General features: G+C 76.0%; 20 protein-coding genes. 9 read left to right on the forward strand and 11 right to left on the reverse strand.

The genetic code is table 11. The annotated features are described in order from the left end of the window. Nucleotides 1-51: 51 nt before the first annotated feature. Both ACFWW8_RS16230 and ACFWW8_RS16235 read right to left on the reverse strand, forming a co-directional pair. Nucleotides 52-375 carry an ArsR/SmtB family transcription factor gene (locus tag ACFWW8_RS16230; RefSeq protein WP_386529024.1) on the reverse strand — a complete coding sequence of 108 codons (324 nt, stop codon included), beginning with the start codon at nucleotides 373-375 and terminating at the stop codon, nucleotides 52-54. Nucleotides 376-424: 49 nt separating this feature from the next. Beyond that, on the reverse strand, nucleotides 425-889 hold the full coding sequence (locus ACFWW8_RS16235; RefSeq protein ID WP_386529027.1) for a DUF3224 domain-containing protein: 465 nt from the start codon (nucleotides 887-889) through the stop codon (nucleotides 425-427). 260 nt (nucleotides 890-1,149) lie between these two features. On the opposite strand from ACFWW8_RS16235, the gene ACFWW8_RS16240 reads away from it, so the two are divergent. Further along, nucleotides 1,150-2,112 (forward strand): helix-turn-helix transcriptional regulator, encoded by a 963-nt coding sequence (locus tag ACFWW8_RS16240; RefSeq protein WP_386529030.1) that lies wholly within the window; start codon nucleotides 1,150-1,152, stop codon nucleotides 2,110-2,112. Between the two features lie 110 nt (nucleotides 2,113-2,222). Here ACFWW8_RS16240 and ACFWW8_RS16245 read toward each other — a convergent pair whose 3' ends face one another. Further along, nucleotides 2,223-2,678, reverse strand: a complete 456-nt coding sequence (locus tag ACFWW8_RS16245) for a hypothetical protein (protein WP_386529033.1) — start codon at nucleotides 2,676-2,678, stop codon at nucleotides 2,223-2,225. Nucleotides 2,679-2,775: 97 nt separating this feature from the next. Here ACFWW8_RS16245 and ACFWW8_RS16250 point away from each other — a divergent pair, with 97 nt between their 5' ends. Further along, on the forward strand, nucleotides 2,776-3,072 hold the full coding sequence (locus ACFWW8_RS16250; RefSeq protein ID WP_386529036.1) for a hypothetical protein: 297 nt from the start codon (nucleotides 2,776-2,778) through the stop codon (nucleotides 3,070-3,072). Nucleotides 3,073-3,146: 74 nt separating this feature from the next. Here ACFWW8_RS16250 and ACFWW8_RS16255 read toward each other — a convergent pair whose 3' ends face one another. From ACFWW8_RS16255 to ACFWW8_RS16265, 3 genes are read right to left on the reverse strand one after another with little or no spacing between them, the layout of a single operon-like run. Further along, complete coding sequence (locus ACFWW8_RS16255; RefSeq protein ID WP_386529039.1) at nucleotides 3,147-3,677, reverse strand: adenylate kinase; 531 nt, start codon at nucleotides 3,675-3,677, stop codon at nucleotides 3,147-3,149. Nucleotides 3,678-3,701: 24 nt separating this feature from the next. After that, complete coding sequence (locus ACFWW8_RS16260; RefSeq protein WP_386529041.1) at nucleotides 3,702-4,142, reverse strand: hypothetical protein; 441 nt, start codon at nucleotides 4,140-4,142, stop codon at nucleotides 3,702-3,704. 35 nt (nucleotides 4,143-4,177) lie between these two features. Continuing rightward, nucleotides 4,178-4,600, reverse strand: coding sequence for a hypothetical protein (locus ACFWW8_RS16265; protein WP_386529044.1), 423 nt, complete (start codon nucleotides 4,598-4,600; stop codon nucleotides 4,178-4,180). 270 nt (nucleotides 4,601-4,870) lie between these two features. Between ACFWW8_RS16265 and ACFWW8_RS16270 the strand changes: the two genes are divergently transcribed. Both ACFWW8_RS16270 and ACFWW8_RS16275 read left to right on the forward strand, forming a co-directional pair. Beyond that, nucleotides 4,871-6,283 carry an MFS transporter gene (locus ACFWW8_RS16270; RefSeq protein WP_386529046.1) on the forward strand — a complete coding sequence of 471 codons (1,413 nt, stop codon included), beginning with the start codon at nucleotides 4,871-4,873 and terminating at the stop codon, nucleotides 6,281-6,283. An 881-nt stretch (nucleotides 6,284-7,164) separates the two neighbouring features. After that, nucleotides 7,165-7,830, forward strand: a complete 666-nt coding sequence (locus ACFWW8_RS16275) for a peptidoglycan-binding protein (protein ID WP_386529049.1) — start codon at nucleotides 7,165-7,167, stop codon at nucleotides 7,828-7,830. Between the two features lie 169 nt (nucleotides 7,831-7,999). Here the strand turns inward: ACFWW8_RS16275 and ACFWW8_RS16280 are convergent, their stop codons facing one another. Beyond that, nucleotides 8,000-8,743, reverse strand: coding sequence for an SDR family NAD(P)-dependent oxidoreductase (locus tag ACFWW8_RS16280; protein ID WP_386529050.1), 744 nt, complete (start codon nucleotides 8,741-8,743; stop codon nucleotides 8,000-8,002). Between the two features lie 193 nt (nucleotides 8,744-8,936). Between ACFWW8_RS16280 and ACFWW8_RS16285 the strand changes: the two genes are divergently transcribed. The 4 genes from ACFWW8_RS16285 (at nucleotide 8,937) to ACFWW8_RS16300 (ending at nucleotide 12,166) form a co-directional block, all read left to right on the forward strand. After that, complete coding sequence (locus ACFWW8_RS16285) at nucleotides 8,937-10,013, forward strand: RNA ligase (ATP) (RefSeq protein ID WP_386529052.1); 1,077 nt, start codon at nucleotides 8,937-8,939, stop codon at nucleotides 10,011-10,013. A gap of 170 nt (nucleotides 10,014-10,183) precedes the next feature. Beyond that, nucleotides 10,184-10,531: a hypothetical protein gene (locus ACFWW8_RS16290; RefSeq protein WP_386529055.1), complete on the forward strand. Its 348-nt coding sequence runs from the start codon at nucleotides 10,184-10,186 to the stop codon at nucleotides 10,529-10,531. Nucleotides 10,532-10,775: 244 nt separating this feature from the next. Continuing rightward, nucleotides 10,776-10,937, forward strand: coding sequence for a hypothetical protein (locus ACFWW8_RS16295; RefSeq protein WP_386529058.1), 162 nt, complete (start codon nucleotides 10,776-10,778; stop codon nucleotides 10,935-10,937). 134 nt (nucleotides 10,938-11,071) lie between these two features. Further along, nucleotides 11,072-12,166 (forward strand): LacI family DNA-binding transcriptional regulator, encoded by a 1,095-nt coding sequence (locus ACFWW8_RS16300; protein ID WP_386529059.1) that lies wholly within the window; start codon nucleotides 11,072-11,074, stop codon nucleotides 12,164-12,166. A 132-nt stretch (nucleotides 12,167-12,298) separates the two neighbouring features. Here the strand turns inward: ACFWW8_RS16300 and ACFWW8_RS16305 are convergent, their stop codons facing one another. Beyond that, the gene (locus ACFWW8_RS16305) at nucleotides 12,299-13,612 is read right to left on the reverse strand and encodes an ROK family protein (protein ID WP_386529061.1); all 1,314 of its coding nucleotides are present in this window, start codon (nucleotides 13,610-13,612) and stop codon (nucleotides 12,299-12,301) included. A gap of 351 nt (nucleotides 13,613-13,963) precedes the next feature. On the opposite strand from ACFWW8_RS16305, the gene ACFWW8_RS16310 reads away from it, so the two are divergent. After that, entirely contained in the window at nucleotides 13,964-14,881 is a 918-nt protein-coding gene (locus ACFWW8_RS16310) for an NADP-dependent oxidoreductase (protein WP_386529537.1), read from the forward strand. Between the two features lie 242 nt (nucleotides 14,882-15,123). Here ACFWW8_RS16310 and ACFWW8_RS16315 read toward each other — a convergent pair whose 3' ends face one another. The 3 genes from ACFWW8_RS16315 to ACFWW8_RS16325 form a co-directional block, all read right to left on the reverse strand. Beyond that, nucleotides 15,124-17,280: a discoidin domain-containing protein gene (locus ACFWW8_RS16315; protein ID WP_386529064.1), complete on the reverse strand. Its 2,157-nt coding sequence runs from the start codon at nucleotides 17,278-17,280 to the stop codon at nucleotides 15,124-15,126. A 571-nt stretch (nucleotides 17,281-17,851) separates the two neighbouring features. Next, nucleotides 17,852-20,758, reverse strand: coding sequence for a poly(A) polymerase (locus tag ACFWW8_RS16320; protein ID WP_386529066.1), 2,907 nt, complete (start codon nucleotides 20,756-20,758; stop codon nucleotides 17,852-17,854). Next, entirely contained in the window at nucleotides 20,758-22,650 is a 1,893-nt protein-coding gene (locus tag ACFWW8_RS16325) for an RNA ligase family protein (protein ID WP_386529068.1), read from the reverse strand. Before ACFWW8_RS16325 ends, ACFWW8_RS16320 begins: the two co-directional genes overlap by 1 nt. Nucleotides 22,651-22,675 lie beyond the last annotated feature (25 nt).

Below are 22,675 nucleotides of genomic sequence, written 5' to 3' on the forward strand. Positions count from 1 at the left end.
CCGCAGTACGGTCCTGCGGCCGACGGACGCCCGGCCCGGAGCGGGCGGCGATCAGGTCCGGTCCTCGTGGTGCACGTGCGCCAGCACCTGCTGGAGCAGGGCTTCGACGTGGGCGTCGTGGAGCTCGTAGACCACGTTGCGGCCGTCGCGGCGGCCGGTGACGAGGTCGAGGTGGCGCAGCAGCCGCAGGTGGTTGGAGACCGTGGGCTGGCCGAGGGCGAGGTCCTCCGCGAGGTCGCCGACCGAGCAGGGGGAGTGCAGCAGGCGGGCGAGGATGCGTACGCGGGCGGGTGAGGCGAGGCCCTGCATGACCTCCGCGACGGCGGCCGCGTCCGGCTCGGAGAGCGGGGGCAGGGTGGCGGCCGAGGGTTCCATGGCGGTCACCCTAAGGCAGATGATGCCTTCGGCGGCGGCCGGGGCCCGCTCAGCCCAGCCGGTAGCTGAGCGCGTACGCGACCGACGCCTCCCCGGAGCGGTGGGTGAACCCGCCGGACCCGCTGAGTCCGGCCAGGTCCCCGGTACCGGACCCGGGGACCACCGCGAAACGGCAGGTGGTGCCGCCGGGGTCGAAGGTGCCGGACTCCTCCAGCACGAACGACCCCGTCCGCCCGTCGACGCTGCCGGACAGCAGTTCCATGCCGGTGTAGGTGCCGACGTTCTCCCCGGTGTAGACGATCGTGTACGCGCAGCTGGTCGCGGCCGCCTCCACCCCGCCGGCGAACGAGTTCGTGACGAGGGCCCGGGCGAGCCGCGGGGAACCGTCGGGGGAGCCGACGGGAAGCTCCTCCCAACCGGCGTACGTGAAGTGCCCGGAGGTCTCCACGGAGGCGGTCGACGGCTCCGTGCCGGGGGTCCGGTCGGGGGTCCGGTCGGGGGTGAACGTGGACATGGCGGTCCTCTCGGCAGGCCGGACGGCAACTCCGCCCGGCGGGTGAACAGGGGGCCGGCCAGGGGCCGGCCGGCGTCCGAACCGGAGATCGATCCGGCGGTGCCCACAGGCTGTCAGCCGTACCTGACACCTCCTGTCAGGTACGGCAGGCGGGTACGACCGGCAGGCGGGTACGACCGGCGGGCGGGGCCGACGGGACGGGTCGCGCAGGCGCGTGGGGCCGGGCAGGTGCGGTCGGCAGCTGCGGCGAGAATGACGGCATGCGTGCCGACCGGCTCCTCACCCTCCTCCTGCTGCTGCAGAACCGCGGCCGCATGACCGCGCCCCAGCTCGCCGACGAGCTGGAGGTGTCCGTCCGCACCGTGTACCGGGACATCGAAGCCCTCGGCGCCTCCGGCGTCCCCGTCCACGCCGACCGCGGCCCCGCGGGCGGCTACCGGCTGGCGGACGGCTACCGCACCCGCCTCACCGGACTCACCGACGCCCAGGCGGGGTCGCTCTTCCTCGCCGGAGCGCCGGGGCCCGCGCGGGAACTGGGCCTCGGCGCCGACCTGGCCGCCGCCCAGCTGAAGCTCCAGGCGGCGCTCCCGGCGGCCCTCGCCGAACGGGTCCGCCACCTCCAGGACCGCTTCCACCTCGACGCACCCGCCTGGTTCCGCGACGCCGACCCCGTCCCGCACCTCGCGCGGATCGCCCAGGCCGTCTGGGACCAGCGGGTCCTCCGGGCCGACTACCGCCGCTGGAGCGGCGAGGTCCACCGCGAACTGCGCCCCCTCGGCCTCGTGGTCAAGGGCGGCATCTGGTACCTCGCGGCCGAGGCCGACGACACCGTACGGTCCTACCGGGTCGCCCGGTTCCTCACCGTGGACACCACGGACGACACCTTCGAACGGCCGCCGGGCTTCGACCTCGCCGCGTACTGGCGGGAATCCACCGGCCGCCTCGCCGAGGCGCTCCACCAGGAGACCGCCGAACTGCGGCTCTCCCCCCGGGGCCGGAAGCTGCTGCCGATGTGGTTCGGGTCCGCCGGCGTACGGGCGCTCGCCGGGGCCGAACCGCCCGACGCGCAGGGCTGGGTACGGCTCCGTCTCCCCGTCGAGTCCCGGGCGGTGGCGGTCGGCGACCTGCTCCGGCTGGGCGTCGAGGCCGAGGTCCTCGGCCCGCCCGGCCTGCGCCGCGCGGTCGCCGAGACGGCATCGGCCCTCGCCGCCCGCTACCGCTGAGGCCCCGAAGACCGGTTGGGTACGCTCGGCTGCCGGCGTCCCGGCGCGAGCCGACCGCCGGGCCGGGGCCCGCCGGGTCCGGCCGGCCGCCCCCGTCGCCCGCGCCGCGGTCAGCGCGGGGGTTCCACCTCCAGGAACCGGCGCCGCCGCGGGCCCCGGTACAGCAGGCAGACCCACCCGAGACCCTCCAGCGCCCCCGCGCAGGCCGTGAGCCGCTCCTGCTCCTCCTCGGCGGCGCCCCCGCCCGGCGGGCCGGACCAGGTCACCTGCGCCCGGCCCGGTTCGGGCCCGTCGGCCACCCGGTACCCCGTGCGCGTCCGCCGGCCCTCCGCGTCCACCGCCGACGGGGGGAACCCCGCCGCCTCCAGTACGAGCGCCACCGCGCGCGCGGGCTGCCGTACCTCCCACGGTGCCGGAACCGCCGCCCCCGCCGGGCCGTTGACCAAGCGGCGGATCTGCAACAACCCCTCGTGAGCCGTGCGGAGCTCGCGCTCCCGGCCGGCCGAGGGTTCCGGCTCCGGCCCGTCGCCGGTCGAGGGCTCGAACCCCTGCCCGGGTACCGCCATCACCCACCACCCCGCCCCGCCGTCTGAGTACCTCGTGCCCAACGGCCTGAGTATCCGCCCCGATTCCCCACCGCGCCCGCGCTGGTCGAATGGGGCCATGACTTCCGAGGCCCCGCACGGCACGCCGACCCGCCCGCACCTGCGGCACGTGACCACCGCCGGTTCCGCCCTGGCCGTGGCGCTGGTACCGCTCGTGGTCGGCGTCCTCCTCGCCAAAGGCCTGGCCGCCGACCCGATGACCCCCGTCAACGCCCTGATCACGGGCGGCGGTCAGCGGGCCGGCCTGCCCCGGGCCGAGTGGCGGCGCCGAGGCCACGACACCGTGCGCCGACTGCGCACCGCCCGCCGCGACACGGCCGTGCGCTGCGCCAGGGTCTGCGGCCGACACCCCTGACGCCGCCGCGGCCGCGCACGCCGTCGGTGCCGACGGTGCCGTACCGGTGTCATCCCGGTGTCGCTCCGTCCTGCCTACGCGGGGCCGCCCTGCTCGCGCAGCCAGGCCTCAGCCGCGCGGGGCGACCGGAGCCGGACCAGCTCCAGCGGGGCGAACCGCGGGTCACCGGCCCGGCGCAGGATCTCGGCGCGGCGGGGCTCGTACTCCCGCCAGGCCCACCAGGCGGGGTGGTCGGCGCGCAGCCACTCCCGCCAGGCCTCCCGGTTCCCGCCGAACAGCCGCTCGCGCGTCAGGCTCCGGCGCAGCGAACGGAGCAGCACCCGCCGCATGACCACGTACCGCGGGTGGTCCAGCCAGACGACGGTGTCGGCCCGTTCCCACAGCAGGTCGCGTACGGCCGGGTAGCCGAGGGAGTCGAAGACCCACCGCTCGGCACCCGCCAGCCGCGCGGTGTCCTCGGCGAAGGCGGGGTTCACCGCCCAGCCGGGGCCGGTGAAGTGCAGGGCGTCCAGCTCGTGGAACGGCAGCCCGTGCCGCACCCCCAGGGCCCGGGCCATCGTGGACTTGCCCGCCCCGCTGATCCCCACCACCAGTACGCGTCGCATCCCGTCACCTCAGGGGCCGCCCCGTCAGGGCGTGTCGGCCAGGGGTTCCTGGAGCTCGGTGACCCACCGGTCCCGGTCCTCGGGGCAGGCCAGGGTCAGCTCCCGGGCGTATCCGGCCGAGCGGTGGCCGTGGGCGTCGATCCACCAGGCCAGGACCTGCGAGGTCGGCAGTACGCCCTCCATCGCCCCCCGGTGCACCACCGTCGCGGCCCGCTCCACCGCGGGCAGCTCCACGATCCGCACCCCGCCTCCGAGGTCCTCGGCGCGCACCCCGGCCGCCACGGGCAGCCCGGCGCGCACGACGATCGCCCCGGCCGACGCGTCAGGGCCTTGCGGTACGTCCGGGTGGTGCGGTGTGTCCGGGTGGTCCAGGGCGACCGGGGCGTCCTCGTAGCGGGCGATGCCGGGGCCCGTGGGGACCACCCCGGCCGCGTCGAGGCGGCGGCACAGCTCCTCGGCGCTCACCCGCCGTCGAGGATCGTCCCCGGTCCGGTCCCCGGTCAGCGACCGTACTCCCGCAGGCACAGGTCGACGATCGAGGGGGGTACGGTCCCGTCCGCGGCCGCGCACAACTCGTCCATGGCGGGCGGGCCGGTCGGCTTGCGGCGCGGGTGGGGGCTCGCCGGCCCGGGCGGGTGGGCCCGCCGGGGCGCCGCCGGCTTCGCGGGCCTGCCCGAAAGCGGCCGGGCGGCCTTGGCGGGCGGCCGCCCGGCGGAGACGTCCGGGACCGGGCGCGGCTCGTCCGCCGCGGGGCCGGGCAGTTTCCCGAGGGGCAGGGCCGACGGCGCGGCCGGCCGGTCCGGCGCGCCGACGGGCGGGACGGAACCGGTTGCCGGAGCCGGGGAGTCGGGGCCGACGGAGACACAGCCGGCGCTCGCGAGGAGCGCGACGAGGGAGAGGGGCACGGCCCGGCGCAACTGCATCCGACCACCTTGCCGTACAGCCCGGCCGACCGGATCCGGCGGCTCACGCGTCCGGGTGACGCGGGCCCGTCTGCGGAATCGATCCGCCACGGAGGTGGTTCGAGAATGCCCGTGTGCGGACCCCGTGGCCGGGCCCGTGGCCGGGGCGGGAATTACCGGAACGGGCGGGGAATTGGTACGACCGTACGGGTGAAGGGGGAGGCGCGACCCCCCGCTCGCCCCGTACCGCACCGTCCTTCCCGCCACTGTGCCCGTACGGAGTACCCATCCATGACCTCAGCCGCCGCGCCTGGCAACCTGCCGCCGTCCCCCGAGCCCCACGACTCCCTTCCGTCCGCCACGCCCCGTACCGTTCCGGAGCCCCGGTCCGGTACCGGTGCGGATCCCGCGTCGGGTGGTGCGTCCGGGGGCGATGGTGCCGACGGGTACGACAAGGCCGACAACGCCGACGTGGCCGACAACGCCGACGTGGCCGACAACGCCGACGGGGACGATGGCGTCGGCGGATCCGGGGCCGGATCCGGGCGTGCCCTGTGGACGGGCTGGGCGGCCGTCTGCGCCGTCGCCCTCGGGATCTTCGGCCTGATCACCTCCGAGCTGCTGCCCGTCGGCCTGCTCACCCCCGTCGGCGCCGCCCTCGGGGTCTCCGACGGAACCGCCGGGCTGATGGTCACCGTGCCCGGGCTCGTCGCCGGGTTCTGCGCGCCCCTCGTCACCGTCGGCTCCGGCCGTCTCGACCGGCGGCTCGTGCTGTGCGTGCTGATCGCCCTGATGGCCGTCGCGAACCTCGCCGCCGCCCTCGCCCCGAACTTCACCGTCGTGCTGGCGACCCGCCTGCTCGTCGGCGTCAGCGTCGGCGGCTTCTGGGCCATCGCGGGAGGGCTGGCCGTACGGCTCGTGCCCGAGCGGCACGTGGGCTCGGCGACCGCGGTCGTGTTCGGCGGCGTCCCCACCGCCTCCGTGCTCGGCGTCCCCGCCGGAACGCTGCTCGGCGAAGTCGGCGGCTGGCGCACCGCCTTCGCCGCGGTCGGCGTCCTCGGCCTCCTCACACTGGTCGCCCTGGTCCTGCTGCTGCCCCCGCTTCCGCCGACGTGCCCCGTCGCCTTCCCCGAACTCTTCGGGCTGCTCCGCGGGAACCGCGGGGTCCGTGTGGGGGTCATCGTCACCTTCCTCGTGGTCACCGGGCAGTTCACCGCCTACACGTTCGTCCGGCCGATCCTCCAGGACGTCTCCGGCATCGACGCCCACCACGTCAGCACGCTCCTGCTCGGCTACGGCGTGGCCGGCGTCGCGGGCAACTTCCTGGCCGGGCCGCGCGATGCGCGCCGTACGCTGCTCACGGTCAGCGCGTCCCTCGCCGTGATCCTCGGGCTGATGGCAGCCCTCCCCGGCACGGTCGCCGGGTCCGCGCTGCTGCTCGCCTGGGGGCTGGCGTACGGAGGGGTGTCGGTGAGCCTGCAGAGCTGGATGGTCGCGTCGGCGCCTGCGGCGACCGAGGCGGCCTCCTCGCTGATGGTGGCCGTGTTCAACCTGGCCATCGCCGCGGGCGCGCTGCTCGGCGGGCTCGCCGTGGACGGGATCTCCGCGCCCGCCGCGCCGCTGGGCGCTGCCGCCCTGATGCTCCTCGCCGCGGTGACGGTCGGGGGCACGTCGGCCCGTCGGCGCGACGGGATCCCCGACTGACCGGAGGGACCGTCCGACAGTGTGCGGGCGGTGCGATCCGTTCGGAACCGCTGTGGCACGTCCCCGGCGCCGTGCGGAGGGGGAAGGGCGGCGCCGCAGCCTGGCCCGGCGGCATCCTCGCGCCCGACGTGAACGCCGACCTCGGTACGGCGGGCACCGTCAACGGCGCCGTCACCGCGGGGTCGTTGACCGGTGCGGGCGGCGCCGAGACCCGCCACCGCCCCTCCAGCGGCTGCCCGCCCCGCGTTCCGGCGCCCGCCGTGCCCGGAGCGGCGCGACCCGGAACGCCCGGCCCGGTGGGTACGGCTCCGGGCCCACCGCCTCCGCGCCCGGCACCGCGGTGGCTCCGGAGAGGAGCGCGGTACCGGATCGGAGCCGAGGGCCGCGCCGGAGGGTTCCTGCCGCGCCCCCGTCCGGCACCCCGGCCGGGCCCGGACCGAGGGCCGGTGCGGTGCGCCGACCGGCGGGGTGGCCCGTACGGGGCGGTGGTGTCGTGGCGGGTGAACCGGCCCTCGGCGGCGCCGCCGAGCCGGCCACCGGAACAGTCATGGTGCTGGTCGTCCGGCGCCGCAGGACCTGACCCGGCGGGCGCGGGGGCCGGCCGTACCGCACCGCCGTGCGAGCCCCTTCGCTGCCGGGAGACAATGATGTCCCAGACGTCCCCCGCCTTCCCTGAGAGCCGGACCGTGCCCGACGACCACCTCCTCGTACGTCCCTACGTGGCCCCCTCGAGCCGCCCGGCCGGCCCGCCGCACCCGGCCGGCCCGGCGGATTCGTTCGGCGCGACCGGGCCAACCTGGCCGCAGACCGGGCCCGTCACCTTTCCCGGACCGATCCCGGGCGTCCGCCCCGACCCGGGCCGGGCAACCGCCCCGGAGCCCGTGTCCGGTCCGGCCTCGCGAACGGCGACCGCCCCGGGGACGGGCACCTCGTACGGCTACGACTACGGCGACGACTACGGCTCTGGCAAACCCCCCGGCCCCGGCCCGGCGAGCGGCGGCCGGCTGCCCGCGTCCCTCCTCGCCCTCCTCGCCCTGTTCGCGCTCGCCGCGGCGGGGTGCCTGGTGCTCCTGCTCAGCGGGCCCGACCCCGAGCCGGCACGGTCCGTACCGCCGCCCGGGCTTCCCGTGCCGGTGCTCCCGCAGCGCGACCCGGGCGCCGACGCCGACGACCCCGCCGCGGCCGCGCCCGAGTCCTCCCCGGCGCCGGCCGGCCCGGCCACCACCGGGGCCGCGTCGGCCTCCGCGCCCGTGCCCGCCTCCGCGTCGCCCGGCCCGACGGGCAACCCCGACCGGAAGCCCCCGCCCGGCGCCTCGCCCACACCACCACCACCGGCCGCCGACGGCACACTGCGCCCGGGTGACCGCGGGCCGGAGGTCCGCGCCCTTCAGGAACGGCTCCACGGGCAGGGGTTCACGTACGTCACCGTCAACGGCGTCTACGACGGCCAGACCCGACGCGGTGTGGCCCAACTCCAGAGCGACCGCGGCATCACGGGCGACCCGAAGGGCATCTACGGCCCGTCCACCCGTTCGGCATTCGACTAGGTTCCGCCCGGCGGGACTCGGGACGCCGGGTTCCAGCCGTGATCAACGGGCGTGTGACGTGACGCACGGGGGCAGGAGTCGTGCGCGGTGGCTCGGGCGAGGCGGGTCTCCGCGGGAGCGTCCCGGCGGGCCCGTTCCGTTCGGCGGCCCGCGCCCCAGGCGCCTGGGCTCAGCGGCCTCCCGCGACGCGCAGGACGGCGCCCGTCGTGTAGGAGGCGTCCGCAGACAGCAGCCACGCGATCGCTCCGGCGACCTCGCCGGGCCGGCCGGCCCGGCCGAGCGGGATGCCGGCCGCCGCCCGGGCGGGGCGGTCCGGGTCGCCCATCGCCGCGTGCATCCCGGTCTCGATGATGCCGGGAGCCACGGCGTTCACCCTGATGCCGTCCGGCCCGAGTTCCTTCGAGAGCCCCACGGTCAGGGCGTCGGTCGCCGCCTTGGTCGCCGCGTAGTGCACGTAGTCCCCGGGGCTGCCGAGGGTGGCCGCCGCCGAGGAGACGTTCACGATCGACCCGCCGCCGGACCCCGCCATGTCCCGCGCGGCGCGGCGGCAGCACAGCAGGTATCCGAAGAGGTTCACGTCGACCACGCGCCGCAGGTCCGCCGTAGCGGTGTCGGCGAGCCGGCCCAGCGGACCGGTCACGCCCGCGTTGTTCACCAGGCCGTTCACCGTGCCGAGTTCGGCCCCCGCGATGTCGAAGAGCCGCTCGACGCCGCACTCCTCCGACGTGTCGCCGCGTACGGTCACGCACCGCGAGCCGAGTGCCCGCACCTGCTCGGCGACGGACGCCGCGGCCTCCTCGTCGCGCAGGTACCCCAGCGCCAGGTCGTGCCCGTCGGCGGCGAGCCGCAGACAGACGGCGGCGCCGATGCCCCTGCTGCCGCCGGTGACGACGGTGACCGGGCGAGGTGTCATGGGGGCCTCCTGTGCGACGGACGAGCGGGTGCCGGTGGAGCCCATGCTGCCAGGTCGTGATCGCCGGGCGCCGGTGACGGGCACCGCGATATGCGGTGGACCAGGGGAAATCGGTCGGCGAGAGTGGGGACGTCGCCGCGGGCCCCGACCGGGCGCGCGGCCGGCCACACCGTCACGTACGAGGAGCCCGACCATGTCGACCCTGCGGGTCACCGCCGAAGAGCTGACCGTCCACGAGCACCCGAACGCCGACGCGCTGGAACTGGCCCAAGTCGGCCTCTACCGCGCCGTCGTCGCCAAAGGCGCCTACAAGAGCGGCGAGTTCGCGCTCTACATCCCCGAACAGGCCGTCCTGCCGGCCGCTCTGATCGAGGAGCTGGGACTGACCGGCCGGCTCGCCGGAGGTTCCGCCGACCGGGTCAAAGCCGTCCGGCTGCGCGGCGAGCTCTCCCAGGGGCTGGTGTGCCGGCCGCGCGCCCTCGCCGACGTCGACCTGGCGCGCGCCGCCGAGGAGGGCACGGACTTCGCGGAGCTGCTCGGCATCACGAAGTGGTCGCCGCCCGTCCCCACCACGATGAGCGGCGACGTCGAGTCCGCCCCCGACCTGATGCCGTGGGTCGACATCGAGAACCTCCAGCGCTATCCGGACATATTCGAGGCCGGCGAGCCGGTCGTCCTCACCGAAAAACTGCACGGCACCGCCTCGCTGTTCACCTACGTCGTCGACGGCGCGCGGTCCCTGGTCTCCTCCAAGGGGTTCGGCTCGAGGAGCCTGGCGCTCAAGGAGGACGAGCGCAACCTGTACTGGCGTGCCGTACGCGGCCACGGCGTCCCCGCGGTCGCGGCCGCCCTCGCCGCCCGTCTCGGCGCGACCCGGATCGGGATCTTCGGAGAGGTGTACGGCGCGGGTGTCCAGGACCTGGCGTACGGGACCAACGTGCGCACCGCCGAAGCGCCGCCCGGGTACGCCGTCTTCGACGTCTGCGCCGAGATCGACGGCCAAGTGCGCTGGCTGGACCCGGCCGAGGTGCTGGACGATGGCGAACTCCCGCTGGTCCCACGCCTGTACGAGGGGCCGTACGCGCTCGCCACGGTGCTGGAGCTGGCCAGCGGCCGGGAGACCGTGTCCGGGCGGGAGCTCCACCTGCGCGAAGGGGTCGTCATCAGGCCGGCGACCGAGCGGCACAGCCCGGTGGTGGGCGGCCGCGCCATCGCGAAGGCCGTCAGTCCGGCCTATCTGACCCGCAAGGGCGGCACGGAGTACGAGTGACCGGGCCCGGGCCCGGGCCCGGGCCCGCCGCGAGCCGCGGCCCCCGGCCCAGGCCTCGGCGCCGGCCTCGGCGCCGCCCCCCGGCAGTCCCGGGCCCTCCGGCCGGGGCCGCGGGGGACCCGGCCGGGCCTGCCCGCACCGTCCCCGCACCGTTCGTGCACACTCTTCCGATGGAACCGGAACCCGTACCGACGGCCGCTCCCGCCCCGGCGGACCACGGGGGCGGCCGCCTCTTCCGGGCGCTCACCGCGCCGGGCGAGCCGCCGGTGCGCCCGCTGCCGCCCGAGGTGTCCGCGCTGCTCAGGACCCTCGCCGCGCCGCCCCGGCTGGCGGCGCACCTGCGGTTGGTGCACGACGTGGCGTACGAACTGGAGGATCTCCTGGTCGGACACCTGGTCCGGGCGGCCGGGGAGGAGCCCTGGGCCGCATTCCTCGCTCTGGACGAGGTGCTCGGAAGGCTCGCCGACGGTGCGGACGCGAGGCTCGCGTTCCAGGCCGCCCATCCGGTGGCCGCCTGACAAGTCGACCGAGGGGTGACGGTGGCGGTGACGACGCGGGGCGGCTCGCGGACGAGCTGGATCTCCGGCAGTGCGTCGGGCTGTTGACCGGCGCCGACACCTGGCACACTCCCGCCGAGCCGGCCGTGGGGCTGCGCCGGATGGTGTTCTCCGACGGGCCGGCCGGGCCGCTCGGGCTGCCGCTCGTACAGGCGATGCGCGCCACGCGCGCCCGGTGCGCGGACCGGGCTGAGACGAGGGCCGGGTGTCCGGACTCGGCGTCCTGCTGGGCGACGAGGCCCGCCGCAAGGGCGTCCACGTCCTGCTCGCCCCCGCGCTGAACCTGCACCGCAGCCCTCACGCCGGCCGCCCTTCGCGTGCTGTGCCGAGGACCCGCTGCTCGTCGGCCGTACCGGGGGAGCGGTGACGGCCTGCGTACGGGCCCTGCGGCACTGGTCCCCGCTCCGCGCAACCCTGGAGGCCCGAGCGGCCGCACGAGCCCTGGCCGCACGAGCCCAGCCGCACTCCGCCGCGCCCGGACGGGGGCGTTACGCTGCGGCCATGGACACTGGGGGGCGTACGGCGACAGGGGTGGGGACCGGGGCGGGCGCGCCAGCCGGGGGAGGGGCGGCGGGGGCGCCGACGCTGGAGGACGTGGCCCGCGCCGCCGGCGTCTCCCGGGCGACGGTGTCGCGGGTGGTGAACGGGGTCCGCAACGTCGACCCGGCCATCCAGGAGGCCGTCCGCCGGGCGGTCGCCTCGACCGGGTACGTGCCGAACCGGGCGGCCCGCTCGCTCGTGACGCGGCGGTCCGGCACGGTCGCCCTCGTGGTCTGCGGCGCGGGTGCCGATTCACCGCGAGGCGGAGACGAGTTCGCGGCCGGTGTCTTCCAGGACCCCTTCTTCGGCCGGGTGGTCAGCGGCGTGGTCCGGGCGCTCCGGCCGCGCGGGGTGCACCCGGTGCTGATGTTCGCCGACGGCGCCGAGGACCGCGCCGAGGTGCTCGCGTACCTCGCGCAGGGCAACGCCGACGGAGCCCTGCTCGCCACCACCAGCCCGCGGGACCCGCTGCCCGGGATGCTCGCCGGGGCGGGGCTGCCCGCGGTCCTGTTCGCGCGCCCGGCGGCCGGGGTGCCGATCGACCACGTCGACCTGCTGCACCGCGAGGGCGGCGCGCTGGCCGCCCGGCACCTGCTGGCGCGCGGGCGCCGACGCCTGGCGGCGATCGGCGGCCCGGCCGACGTACCGGCGAGCCAGGAGCGGCTGGCGGGCTTCCGGGAGGCGGCGGGTGACCGGGTGAGGGTGGCCGAGGGGGACTTCACCCTGGACGGGGGCGAACGGGCGATGCGGCGGCTCCTCGCCGAACAGCCGGATCTGGACGGGGTGTTCGCCGCCAACGACGTGATGGCGCACGGGGCGTGCCTGGTGCTCGGCGAGCACGGCCGCCGGGTCCCGGACGACGTGGCGGTCGTCGGCTTCGACGACTCCAGCGCCGCCGCGGCGTGCCGGCCGCGGCTGACGACCGTGCGTCAGCCGGTGGAGGACATGGCGGCCGAGATGGTCCGGCTCCTCCTGGACCGGGTGAGGGGCGCGGCCCCCGCAGAAGCGGAGGCCGTGCTGTTCGCTCCCGAGCTGGTGATCCGCGCGTCGGCGTGAGTCCGCGCCGGCTCCGGCGACCGCGCCCCGAACCGTCGCGCCGTACCCGTACCCCGGCCGCTCCGTGGGCCCGGGTGCCGCCCCCCGGGCCCGCAGCCCAGCCCCCGGCCGTACCGCGCCCCCCTCGCCGCCCTACGCCTGCCGGGCCGCCGCCGCCCCGCCGCGGACGTCCAGGGCCGTGCGCCAGCCCGGGGGTTCCGTCTGCGGTTCGGGGGTCGCGCGGCGGCCGCCCGTGGTGAAGAACGCCGAAAGGGGGAGGGTGGCCGCGCCCACCGTGACCGCGTCCGGGCCCAGGGAGCCCAGGCTGATGGCGACCCGGCCGGCCGGGTGGCGCAGGGAGTACCGCGTCGCGTGCTCCCGTACCGCGGGGAGGATGTGCGGGCCCAGCATCAGGCCCGCCCAGCCGCCGATCAGGATCCGCTCGGGCCGGAACAGGTTGATCAGGTCCGACAGGCCGGCGCCCAGGTACTCCGCCGTCTCCTCCAGCACCGCCAGCGCGACAGGCTCCGCCTCGCCCGCCGCCGCGAGCAGCGCGGCCACGGCCTCCTCCTCGTCGGCCGAGTCCTCCGGGCGCCCGCCCCGCTCGGTCCACCGCGCCAGGAGGGACTCCGCCCCCGTGTACGCCTCCAGGCAGCCCAGGGCCCCGCACCGGCACCGCCGGCCCCGTACCGACACCGTCAAGTGGCCCCACTCCAGCGGGGTTCCCTCCGTGGTGCCGCCCTCCGGCGAGCCGTCCGTGATGAGGCTCGCGCCGACGCCCGAGCCGAACAGCACGACCACCGCCTCGCGGGCCCCGCGTCCCGCGCCGAACCACATCTCCGCCTGGCCGAGCGTGCGGGCGCCGTTGTCGATGATGTACGGGACGTCCTCGGGCAGGGCCCCCGTCGCGCGCAGCAGCCCCTCCAGGGGCACCGCGTCCCAGCCGATGGTCTGTCCGTGCACCACCGCTCCGCCGGGGGCCCCGCGGTCCACGATGCCCGGGACGCCGACCCCGACGCCCAGCAGCCGTTCGGTACCGACTCCGGCCTCGGCGAGGACCGTGGCGATGCCGGTCCGGATGTGGTCGACGATGGGGCCGACGTCATAGCAGCCGCGCGGCAGCAACGGCGTCTCGGTGCGCGCGAGTTCGGTCAGTGTGAGGTCGAACAGCTCGACCCGGACGCGGGTTTCGCCGACGTCCACCCCGATCATGTGGGCGCTGCCGGGCGCCACGCGGAGCAGGGTGCGGGGGCGGCCGCCGTCGGAGTCGACGACGCCCGCCTCCTCCAGCAGTCCGTCCGCGATGAGCTCGCCCACGACATTGCTGACGGATCCCGAGCTCAGCCCGGTGGCCGGCCCCAGTTCCTGCCGGCTCATCGGCCCGCCGAAGTACAGCCGTTGGAGTACGGCGCTCCGGTTGCCGCGCCGCAGGTCCCGCACCGTTCGTCCGCTACGCCCCGTGGTCATCTGGTCCCTTCCGCAGTGACGTCGGCGTCACTCCGCTCGCAACATACCCTTGCGCGACCCCGTGGCGCGACCCTTGGGCGCGGCTTAACTCACGCTCTAAATTAAGCGCGGGACGAAAACGAACCAGTGGAGATGGCGGGCCGGTCGGCCCCCGGCGCCTCCCCGCCGACCTCGCGCGCCTTTCTCCGGCCCTGCCGAACGGGACCGCTCCGGCTGACACCCGGCCCGACCCCGCGCAGCGCCGCGCCGCGCCCGCCCCGCTTCGGGGGACGGGCGCGGCGTGCGTGGTGGGATGGCTCCGGGGCGGGGTCCACCATCACACGGAGAGGTCGGAACATGGCCGAGGCCACCATGAGGGCGATTGCCTACGAGACGTACGGCGGGACGGAGGTGCTCGCCGAGACCCGGCTGCCGCTGCCGAAGGTGGGTCCGGGCGAGGTCCTGGTCCGGGTCAGGTACGCGGGCGTCAACCCCGTCGACTGGAAGATCATGTCCGGCGGGCTCGACGCCCTGATGCACGTCGTGTACCCGGTCGTCCCCGGCTGGGACGTCGCCGGCACCGTCGAACGCGTCGGGATCGACACCCCCGAGTACGCCGAGGGCGACGAGGTCATGGCGTACGCCCGCAAGGACTACGTGCACGGCGGCACCTTCGCCGAGTTCGTGACCGTCCCCGTACGCGCCCTGGCGCACAAGCCCGCCTCCCTCGGCTGGGCCGAGGCTGCCGGACTCCCGCTCGCAGGGCTCACCGCCTACCAGGTGCTCACCCGGCTCGGCACCGGCGCGGGCGACACCGTCCTCATCCACGGCGCCGCGGGCGGCGTGGGTTCCCTCGGCGTCCAGATCGCCCGCGCGCTCGGCGCCCGCGTCATCGGTACCGCCTCCCCGCGCAACCACGACCGGGTGCGCGCCCTCGGCGCGGAACCCGTCGCGTACGGGGACGGCCTCGCGGACCGGGTGCGCGCGCTCGCCCCCGACGGCGCCACCGTCGTCGCGGACTTCGTCGGCGGCGTCCTCGACGTCACCCGCGAGGTGCTCCACGACGACGGCCGGCACGCGTCGATCGCCGACCCCACCGTCACCGGCTCCGGCGGCGAGTGGATGTGGGTCCGTCCGGTCGGCACCGACCTGGCCGAACTGGGCCGGCTCGCCGACTCGGGCAAGCTGAAGGTCACCGTCGCCGAGACCTTCCCCCTCGCCGAGACGGCGGCCGCCTTCGCACTCAGCCAGGACGGCCACACCGCCGGGAAGATCGTGATCGAGGTCTGAGCACGCCGCGGGCCCCCGCGGCACCGGACCGTCCGACACGCCGAGCGTGCAGGCACTGCCGTACGCCGTTCTCCCACACCGGCTGCACGTGCTTCAGCTGCCGGACCGGACCGACCCCGGGTCCACCGGGAGCCACCCGTCGGGCGACGAGTTGGGCGGACTCGCAGGGGCTCTCTCGCATGGCCCGGAAGACGCGGGGCGGCCGCCGGGCCGCCCCGCGTCTTCCGGGGGTCAGGGGTGGATCAGGGGAACGACAGGACGGTGGAGGGAACGGTCGAGGTGCCCGAGGTAGGGGCACCGATGCCGTTGATGACGTGCTCGTACTGGCCGTTGCCGCCGAGCGAGACGACCAGGAGGTCGTGGAACTTCACGCCGGGCTTCACCGGAGCCTGGAAACCGTGTTCCTGACGGATCGTCGGGTCCACGTTGTAGTAGCAGTAGCTGCCCAGGCCCCAGCCCTCGTGGGTGGTGACCGAGTCGGCGACCTTGTAGGCCGCGTAGCCCTTGATGGCGCCGTTCTGGATCGCGGCCTGGTTCGGCGCGTCGTACGCCTTCTCGTTCTGGAAGAAGATCGTGCGGCCGCGCTCGCCGTTCCACTCCACGTCGTACTTGTTGAAGTGCTCGACGAACAGGCCGGTGGCGAGCACGTCGTCGCCGTTCACGCGGAACCCGTAGTCGGAGCGGTTGGTCTCCCAGCCCACCCCGTCGCCGTGGTCGGCACGCCAGATCCAGGTGTGGTCGACGATCGTGTCGTGGTTGTTGACCACCATGCCGAGCGTCGCCTTGCCGGCGCCCGCGCCGCCGACCCGGATGAAGACGTCCTGGACGGTGGTCGGGTTCGCCGCGTGGTCCGTGGTGGCGCCGGCCGGGCCGACCTCCAGCAGGGTGGGCGAGTTGACGGTGCCGGCGTCGATCAGGAAGCCGGCGAGCTTCACGCCGTCCACGTCGGCCACCTTCATCGCGGTGATCCCGTTGTCCGGGACGATCGTGGCGAGGCCGAGGCCGAGCACGACGGTGTCCGGGCGGTTGACCTGGATGGTCTGGTTGACGTGGTACACCCCGGGCGTGAACAGCAGGTGCAGGCCCTGCGTCAGCGCCGCGTTGATCGTGGCCGCGCTCGCGCCCGGCTTCACGACGTAGAACTGGCTCAGCGGGATCGACGAGCCCTGCGGCGCGCCGTTGCCCCAGGAGGTGCCGCGGGCGTTGGTGCGCTTGGCCGGGACGAAGACCTTGTAGTCGGCGCCGTCCAGGTACAGGAACGGCTTCTCACGGGAGACGGGGGTCGTGTCCAGGGTGGTGTACGGCGGGTTCGGGTACGACTGCGCGGGTGCGCCCTGGGTGCCGGAGAACACCTGGTTCCACACCGCGTTGGACCAGCCGCCGATCGAGCTGTCCCGGGTGTACCACTGCTGCTGCGAGTAGTTGCCCACCTGGCCGTCGATCTTGGAGTCGGCGATGTAGCCGCCGGAGGCCCAGCCGTAGCCGTTCGGAGCGAGGTTCAGCCCGCCCTTGACGTGCATCCGGCGGAACGGAGCGGCCTGCGAGACGGCCCAGCGGTTGGTTCCGTTGACCGGGTTGAGGGCGAGGTTCTCCGCCGAACGCCAGAAGTTCTGCGTGGCGTTGCCCCCGAACCAGCCCGCGTCGACGGTCACGTCGCCGTTGATGGTGGTGTCGTCGGGATTCAGGCCGAGGCCCGAGATGGAGGTGTAGAAGCCGATCTGCGCGTTGAGCCCGTTGTACGTGCCGGGCTTGAACAGGAACTGGTAGCGGCCCGAGCCGAACTGCGCCGACTCCTGCTGGGCGAAGACCTGGTCAAGGCGGCCCTGGATGTTCGGCGTCGACGGATCGAAGACGATCACGTTCGGTCCGAGGTCGCCGCCGCCGGGGATGACCGGTCCGGTGCCGGTCGTGCCGTAGACCTGGAACTCCCAGAGGGAGTAGCCGTATCCGGTGGTGCGCTGGGTCCCGTACACCCGGACGTACCGGGCGGTGCCGGTGACGTCGTGGGTGACGTTGCCGCCCGCGCCGGCGGTGGTCGAGTAGGCGGTGTACCAGGTGGAACCGTCGGTGGACAGCTCGACGCGGTACGCCTTGGCGGCGGCGGCCTCCCAGCGCAGTACGACCCGGCTCAGCTGGGCCGGTGCGCCGAGGTCGACCTGTATCCATTGCGGGTCGGCGAACTGGCTGGACCAGCGGGTGCCGTTGTCGCCGTCGACGGCCGCCCCGGCGGGGGTGCCGGCGCCCTCCAGGCTGGAGGCGGTGGCGGGCTTGCCCTGCGACAGCAGGACGGGTGCCGCGTGGGCGGCGGTGCCGGGCAACAGCACGAGGAGGGCGGCGACCAGCGCCGCGGCGAGCGCCGCGACCGCGAGGCGCGGCGGACGGTCGGAGAGGAGGGGCATGCGGGGTGCTCCTGACGTCGGGGATCCGGGGGGATCGAAGCGTGAGTGAACTGCCCGCAGAGGAGGCCGTCAAGGGTTTGAGCGTTCATGAACTGAAGATCAAACGGTGTGTCAACTGCGTATCAGGCCTGTGAACTTGCAGTTCCTTCAATCCTTGTGAAAAGTGTTGACGAAAAAACTCGACAGCGCTGTACTGAGGCTCCTGACCGTTCCGTTCCGCCGCGCCCGCAGGGCGGGACGGAGCCCGGGGTGGCGTTCGGGAAGTGTCCGGACCGTGGGCCGCCGGGACGGTGTGCGTTCGTTGGTCGTCGCTACGGACGCACGGCGCGGGCTGCCCGCAACGGCCTTCGGCGGCCCGGGCCCGCCCTGCCCCGGTGCCGGCACCGGGCCGGTCCGAGGGACGGCTCGCGCAGGGGGAGAGCCGTCCCGCGGGGCCGGGAGGCGCCCGCACGGCAAGGAGCTCCGCGTGCACGATGCAGTGCGGCCCAGCGGCCTCACCCGTACCAGCTCCCATGGGCCCGCGGACGGGTCGCGGATCGCCGTCGTCCTGTTCGGTTCGGCGGCGTGGGGGTCAGGGGAGGTCCGGGACGGCCCCGGCCGGGGCCCAGGTGACGTCGACCCCCGGCAGGCCGGACGACCAGGGCGCCGCCAGCCGGGCCAGCCGCGCGGCGTCCGGCGGGGTCGGACCCAGGCCCACCGCGTACCGGACCAGGCCCGGGCCCGTCTCGAAGGGCCGGGGCCAGGCGTGCGCGTCCGTGGTGCCCGCCTCCTCCAGGGCGCCGAGCAGCGCCCGCAGCCGGCCCCTCGTACGGCCGAGGGCGTCCTCGAACCCCCCGGCGGCCGGCGTCCGCACGGTCACCACCGCCCACGCGGCGTGCCGGCGGTGCAGCGGGGGTGCGGCCAGGACCGCCTCGAAGGCCCCGGGGTCCGCAGGGTCATCCTCCAGCGCCTCCCAGGCCCGGTACAGCTCCCGGACCAGCAGATCGCGCATGCCGGGCCCCACCTGGGCGGTACAGCTGCGCACCGGCTCCGACGGCGTCAACACGGTCACCGCACCCCCGGCCGGCGCCCGGGCCGTTCCCGGGAGCAGGGCCACCGGATCGCGCCAGTCCCAGGCCGCCCACGTGGCGAAGAACTCCCGCCGCAGGGAGGCGTGTTCCACCGGACCGGCCTCCCGCACCGTGCGCGCCGCGAGCACCGCCCAGGCGATGCCCGGCAGCCCGCCGAACGGTGCCGAGTCCAGTCCGCGGGCGCGCGCCCACGCCTTGACCTCCCGTGCCAGCCGGGTGAACGCGGCGGTGTACTCCGCCCCCGTGGCCTCCCGTACGGCGTCGGCGTCGCTCAGCGCGCTCAGCGCGACGGCCGCCGCCTCGCCCAGCTCGGCCCGCCGCGCGAGCGCCCGCCCCGGCTCCAGCAAGCCGCAGCCCACGACGGCCAGGTCCACCTCCAGCGGCCCCACGCCGAAGCGCAGCCCCGGCACTCGGGCGCCGGTCACCTCCCGCATCCGCTCCGCCTCCGGCAGCTCCGCCGTCAACCTGGCCCGTACGTCGTCCAGTTCGGGATCCCCCGGGAGGGCCGCCACCAGATCGAGATCCGCCCGGGACAGTGCGCAGCGCATGCGTCGCGACCCGGCGACGCGGACCACACCGTCACCGAGCGCCGTCGCCACCCGCGCGGCCACCACTCGGGCGCGCTCCTCGGCTGCCGGTTCCTCGGCGGCCGACACGTCGCCGGTCACCCCGTCGGGCCCGCCCCGAGCCGGGGGCTCGGCCGTCCACCGCACCTCGCCCGTGCCCAGCGTCACGGTCGCCCGCACCCGCATCGGTCCGTCCCCGCGCCGCGAGAGCACCGCCAGTTCCCCGACCCGCGCGGACGCGCCGCCGCCGAGCCGCGCCGCGCACTCGGCGAGCAGGCGCTGCGGGTCCCGGCTCCGCCCCAGGGTCAGGTGCGGGGTGTAGCCCCGCTCCGCGTCGGCGCGCCCCCGGCACCCGGGGAACCGCTCGACCAGAGCCCGCCGCAGCTCCTGCCACGGAGCCGCGCCGGCCGCCGCCGGATCGAGCCACACCGTGGCGTCCTCGCGGTGTCCGAAGCCGTACACGCCCTCCGTGCGCGCGGTGAACGCCGGTACCCCGGAGACCGCCTCCGCGAGCAGGGGCAGGGCCTCATCGAAGCAGTGCTCCGGTACGAAGCCGAACAGCAGGTTCACGTGCGCCGGCCACTCGTCGACCCCCGGATCGTGCCTGCGCCGCAGGTCCGCCACCCGCGGGTCCTGCGGCGGCAGCCAGGCCACCGCGGTCCGCGCCGTCGCCGGTACGCCGAGCCGCGCGGGACCTCCGGCCTCCCGCGCCACGAACTCCACCGTGGCCTCGACGCCGTAGTGGTCGGAGACGAACAGCCCCTCCGGACCGGGCGCGTCCCCGCGCAGCCCGGCGCGCTCCACACGGGCTCCGGCCGCCCCGAGCAGGATCCGGTCCAGCCGTGCGGCCCGGCCCGACAGGGATCCGACCGCCGCCAGCGGATTGGCCGTCGGGTCGAACGTCGGAGTTGCGTCAGCGGCCCCGTGCACCTCGCTCCAGGCGTCCCGCATGCCGAGCGCCGCCGCCGGACCGTCCGCCCCGGACCGGCCGTCGTTGAAGTCGCCCAACAGGGCGACCCCCGCTCCGGCCTCGGCCGTGACCCCGCCGAACCCCTCGGCCAGGCGGGCGAGTTCGACGGCCCGTCGCGCGTGCCCGTCCTGGGTGTGGTCACTGGTCAGGTGGGTGGCGGCGACGACCAGCGCGCCGGCCGAGGTCTCCACCGCCACGACGGTGACCGCCTTGTGCGGCCCCAGCGCGTGCGCCGCGGCCTCCCGTACGGGCAGCCGGCTGAGCACCAGCAGCCCGTGCTCGGCGACGTCGCGACCGGCCGGATCCGTGCCCACGGTGTAGCCGGCCCGTACCCAGGGCGCGGCCAGGAGCATGCCGAGCAGTCCGGGCTCGACCTCCTGGAGCGCGATGACGTCGGCGTCCGCGGCCGCGAGGTCGGCCAGCAGCAGCGGCCTGCGCCGGGCGGTGGCGATGCGCGGGGCGTCGTACCGGTCCCAGAGCGTGTTCCACGTCAGGAGCCGCACCCGGTCGGGGGCGCCCGCGCCGCGGCGCGGCCCGGCCTCCGCCGGCCGCCACGCGCCGCCGCCCGCCGGATCCCACGCGTACGGGGTGCGGGCGGTGAAGAACGGCGCCCGCAGCAGCCGGGGGTCACGGACCCGCCCCGCCGACGTCGCGTCGATCCGGTCCACGCCGGTGGCCCGGTCCCACACCAGCTCGCCGTCCGCCTCGACGAACAGCACGCGGTGCCAGGGGATGTCGCCGCCGGGTACGAACGACGGCAGCGGCACGCGCTTCGGCGCCGCCCCGCGCTGGAGCAGCCCGAGCACGAACCGCGCCGGGTCGAACCGGGGGTCCCAGCGGACCTGGTGGTACAGCTCCTCGCTCGTCCGCATCAGTGGCCCCCGCCGTTCGCGGCCAGGCTGCCGGCCGTGTCCTCGACGTGCCCGCCCGCGCCGACGTACCACGTACGGTGCGCCTGGCCCGGGTAGGGCGGGCTGAACCGGTGGAGCTGCGCGCTCAGCACCTGCGGGGGCACGGGGTGCGGGCGCACGGCATTGCGGCGCACCAGCTCCTCCTCGCCGACGAGCACCACGGCGTGCGTGACGAGGGCGTCGCGGCGCCGGGCGACCGAACCGGCGAGTCCGCGCTGCTGGTCGGTGAGCGAGGTGGCGTCCCACACCACCGTGCCGCCGCGGGCCAGTGCGGCGTCGAGCCGGTCCAGACCCTCGCTGAGCACGGCGGCGTTGGCCCGCTGGTCCGCCCGCGCCCCCCGGGCCCCGCGCAGGTCGTCGAGACTGATGTAGGTGTCCACTCCGGGCAGGGCACGGCCGAAGGTGCTCTTGCCGCTGCCCGAGGGCCCGGACAACTGCACCAGGCGCGGAAACGATCCGTCACGCCATCGCCAGGTCGCCGCCACGGCCTCCTCGGCGCCGGTCCCCGCGCCCGTGTCCACCATCGCACCCGCACCCGCACCCGCACCCGCACCCGCTCCGGGACCCGAGATCCGGCCCTGGGCGAACGCGCGCCGCGCCTCGGCCCAGCAGCGGTCCGCCGCGTCCTCCCCGAGCCCGGCCAGGGACTCGCGCAGGGCCGCCCGCAGGGACCGGAGCGGGTCCGCGCCCAGCAGCCCCGCCTCTTCGGCACACAGCGCCGACCACTCGGCGCACTCCCGCGCCGCGGCGCCGTCCGCGCCCCCGCCGGGGAGCAGCGTGCCGGCGAGCGCGTGCAGCACCGCGAGATCGGCCGCCGCCGACAACCGCACCAGCCCGGCCCGCCGCTCCGCGTCCGGGAACGGCCGCTGGAGGTACGGGTACAGCCCCACGAGGTCGGCGACCCGGCGCGCGAGCGGCATCCCGAGCGGCCCCGCCGCCAGCCGCGCGGCGATCCGGGCCCGCGGGGCACCGTGCAGCACGGCGGCCAGCACCCCGGCCAGCCGGTCCTCGCCCGTACGGCCCCACCCGTCGACGCGGGCCGTCACCTCGGCGACCGCCCCTGCGAGGCCGGAGCCCACCGCGAACGGGATGCCCTCAGCGCCCCGGGCGTCCCCGGCACCCGAGGCGTCCCCGGAGTCCGCCGCGGCCCCCGACCCGTCGGCGGTCATCCCCACCGCCTCCAGCAGCCCCGCCACGTCGGCCTCGGCCCCGGACCGGACCGCCCACAACGGAGCTGCCGGACCCAACCCGTTGGGAACCACCGCCGCGAACATCCAGTGCGTGTCCGTCTGCACGTGGCCGCCGCGCACCCACTTCGCGACGTACCGCCCGAAGTTCTCGCGGGCGAAGCCGTCCACGGTCCGGACGACGTACCCCTCCTGCCGGGCCGTGTCGACCTTGAGCCTGCGCAGCGCGCGCTCGTCGTAGGTGCCGCGCCACAGGACGCGCGGGGCGGGCACCCCGAGGCCGCGCAGGAACCGCACGGTCCGGTCCCAGTCCAGGCAGTGCTCGCCGTCCCACACCGAGAAGCCGTAGAACCAGCTGTCCAGGTCCTCGTACGCCAGCGAGTGCCGGGCGTACAGGTTCTCCCCGCAGACCCGCCAGCCGTCCGGGATCCCGGCGCCGATCCGGCCCTGGAGGCCCTTGACCCACGCCCGCGAGGGATGGTGCGCGGAGTCGAGCGACCGCGCGTGCAGGCCGTCCGCGTACAGGGTGGTGTTCTCCCCGTCGAGCTTCTCGGTCACCACGACCTCGCGCCCGGCCATGCCGCCCGGCCCGGTGGCCCGCACGTCGTCCGCGGTGGCCCCCGGGGACCAGGGCAGATGTGCCGTACGGGGGTAGTGCGTGCGCATGATCCGCTCCTGCTCGACGATCCGG

This window comes from Streptomyces sp. NPDC058701 (assembly GCF_042715295.1).
In the GTDB taxonomy this organism is placed as follows: Bacteria; Actinomycetota; Actinomycetes; order Streptomycetales; family Streptomycetaceae; genus Streptomyces.

Bases quoted from the DNA above. Each gene is read 5' to 3' on its own strand.
- ACFWW8_RS16290 (WP_386529055.1), top strand. From the start codon at position 10,184: ATGGAACCGGAACCCGTACCGACGGCCGCTCCCGCCCCGGCGGACCAC.
- ACFWW8_RS16320 (WP_386529066.1), bottom strand. From the start codon at position 20,758: ATGCGGACGAGCGAGGAGCTGTACCACCAGGTCCGCTGGGACCCCCGG.
- ACFWW8_RS16245 (WP_386529033.1), bottom strand. From the start codon at position 2,678: ATGGCGGTACCCGGGCAGGGGTTCGAGCCCTCGACCGGCGACGGGCCG.
- ACFWW8_RS16235 (WP_386529027.1), bottom strand. From the start codon at position 889: ATGTCCACGTTCACCCCCGACCGGACCCCCGACCGGACCCCCGGCACG.
- ACFWW8_RS16315 (WP_386529064.1), bottom strand. From the start codon at position 17,280: ATGCCCCTCCTCTCCGACCGTCCGCCGCGCCTCGCGGTCGCGGCGCTC.
- ACFWW8_RS16240 (WP_386529030.1), top strand. From the start codon at position 1,150: ATGCGTGCCGACCGGCTCCTCACCCTCCTCCTGCTGCTGCAGAACCGC.
- ACFWW8_RS16300 (WP_386529059.1), top strand. From the start codon at position 11,072: ATGGACACTGGGGGGCGTACGGCGACAGGGGTGGGGACCGGGGCGGGC.
- ACFWW8_RS16280 (WP_386529050.1), bottom strand. From the start codon at position 8,743: ATGACACCTCGCCCGGTCACCGTCGTCACCGGCGGCAGCAGGGGCATC.
- ACFWW8_RS16325 (WP_386529068.1), bottom strand. From the start codon at position 22,650: ATGCGCACGCACTACCCCCGTACGGCACATCTGCCCTGGTCCCCGGGG.
- ACFWW8_RS16285 (WP_386529052.1), top strand. From the start codon at position 8,937: ATGTCGACCCTGCGGGTCACCGCCGAAGAGCTGACCGTCCACGAGCAC.
- ACFWW8_RS16265 (WP_386529044.1), bottom strand. From the start codon at position 4,600: ATGCAGTTGCGCCGGGCCGTGCCCCTCTCCCTCGTCGCGCTCCTCGCG.
- ACFWW8_RS16270 (WP_386529046.1), top strand. From the start codon at position 4,871: ATGACCTCAGCCGCCGCGCCTGGCAACCTGCCGCCGTCCCCCGAGCCC.
- ACFWW8_RS16255 (WP_386529039.1), bottom strand. From the start codon at position 3,677: ATGCGACGCGTACTGGTGGTGGGGATCAGCGGGGCGGGCAAGTCCACG.
- ACFWW8_RS16250 (WP_386529036.1), top strand. From the start codon at position 2,776: ATGACTTCCGAGGCCCCGCACGGCACGCCGACCCGCCCGCACCTGCGG.
- ACFWW8_RS16305 (WP_386529061.1), bottom strand. From the start codon at position 13,612: ATGACCACGGGGCGTAGCGGACGAACGGTGCGGGACCTGCGGCGCGGC.
- ACFWW8_RS16310 (WP_386529537.1), top strand. From the start codon at position 13,964: ATGAGGGCGATTGCCTACGAGACGTACGGCGGGACGGAGGTGCTCGCC.
- ACFWW8_RS16230 (WP_386529024.1), bottom strand. From the start codon at position 375: ATGGAACCCTCGGCCGCCACCCTGCCCCCGCTCTCCGAGCCGGACGCG.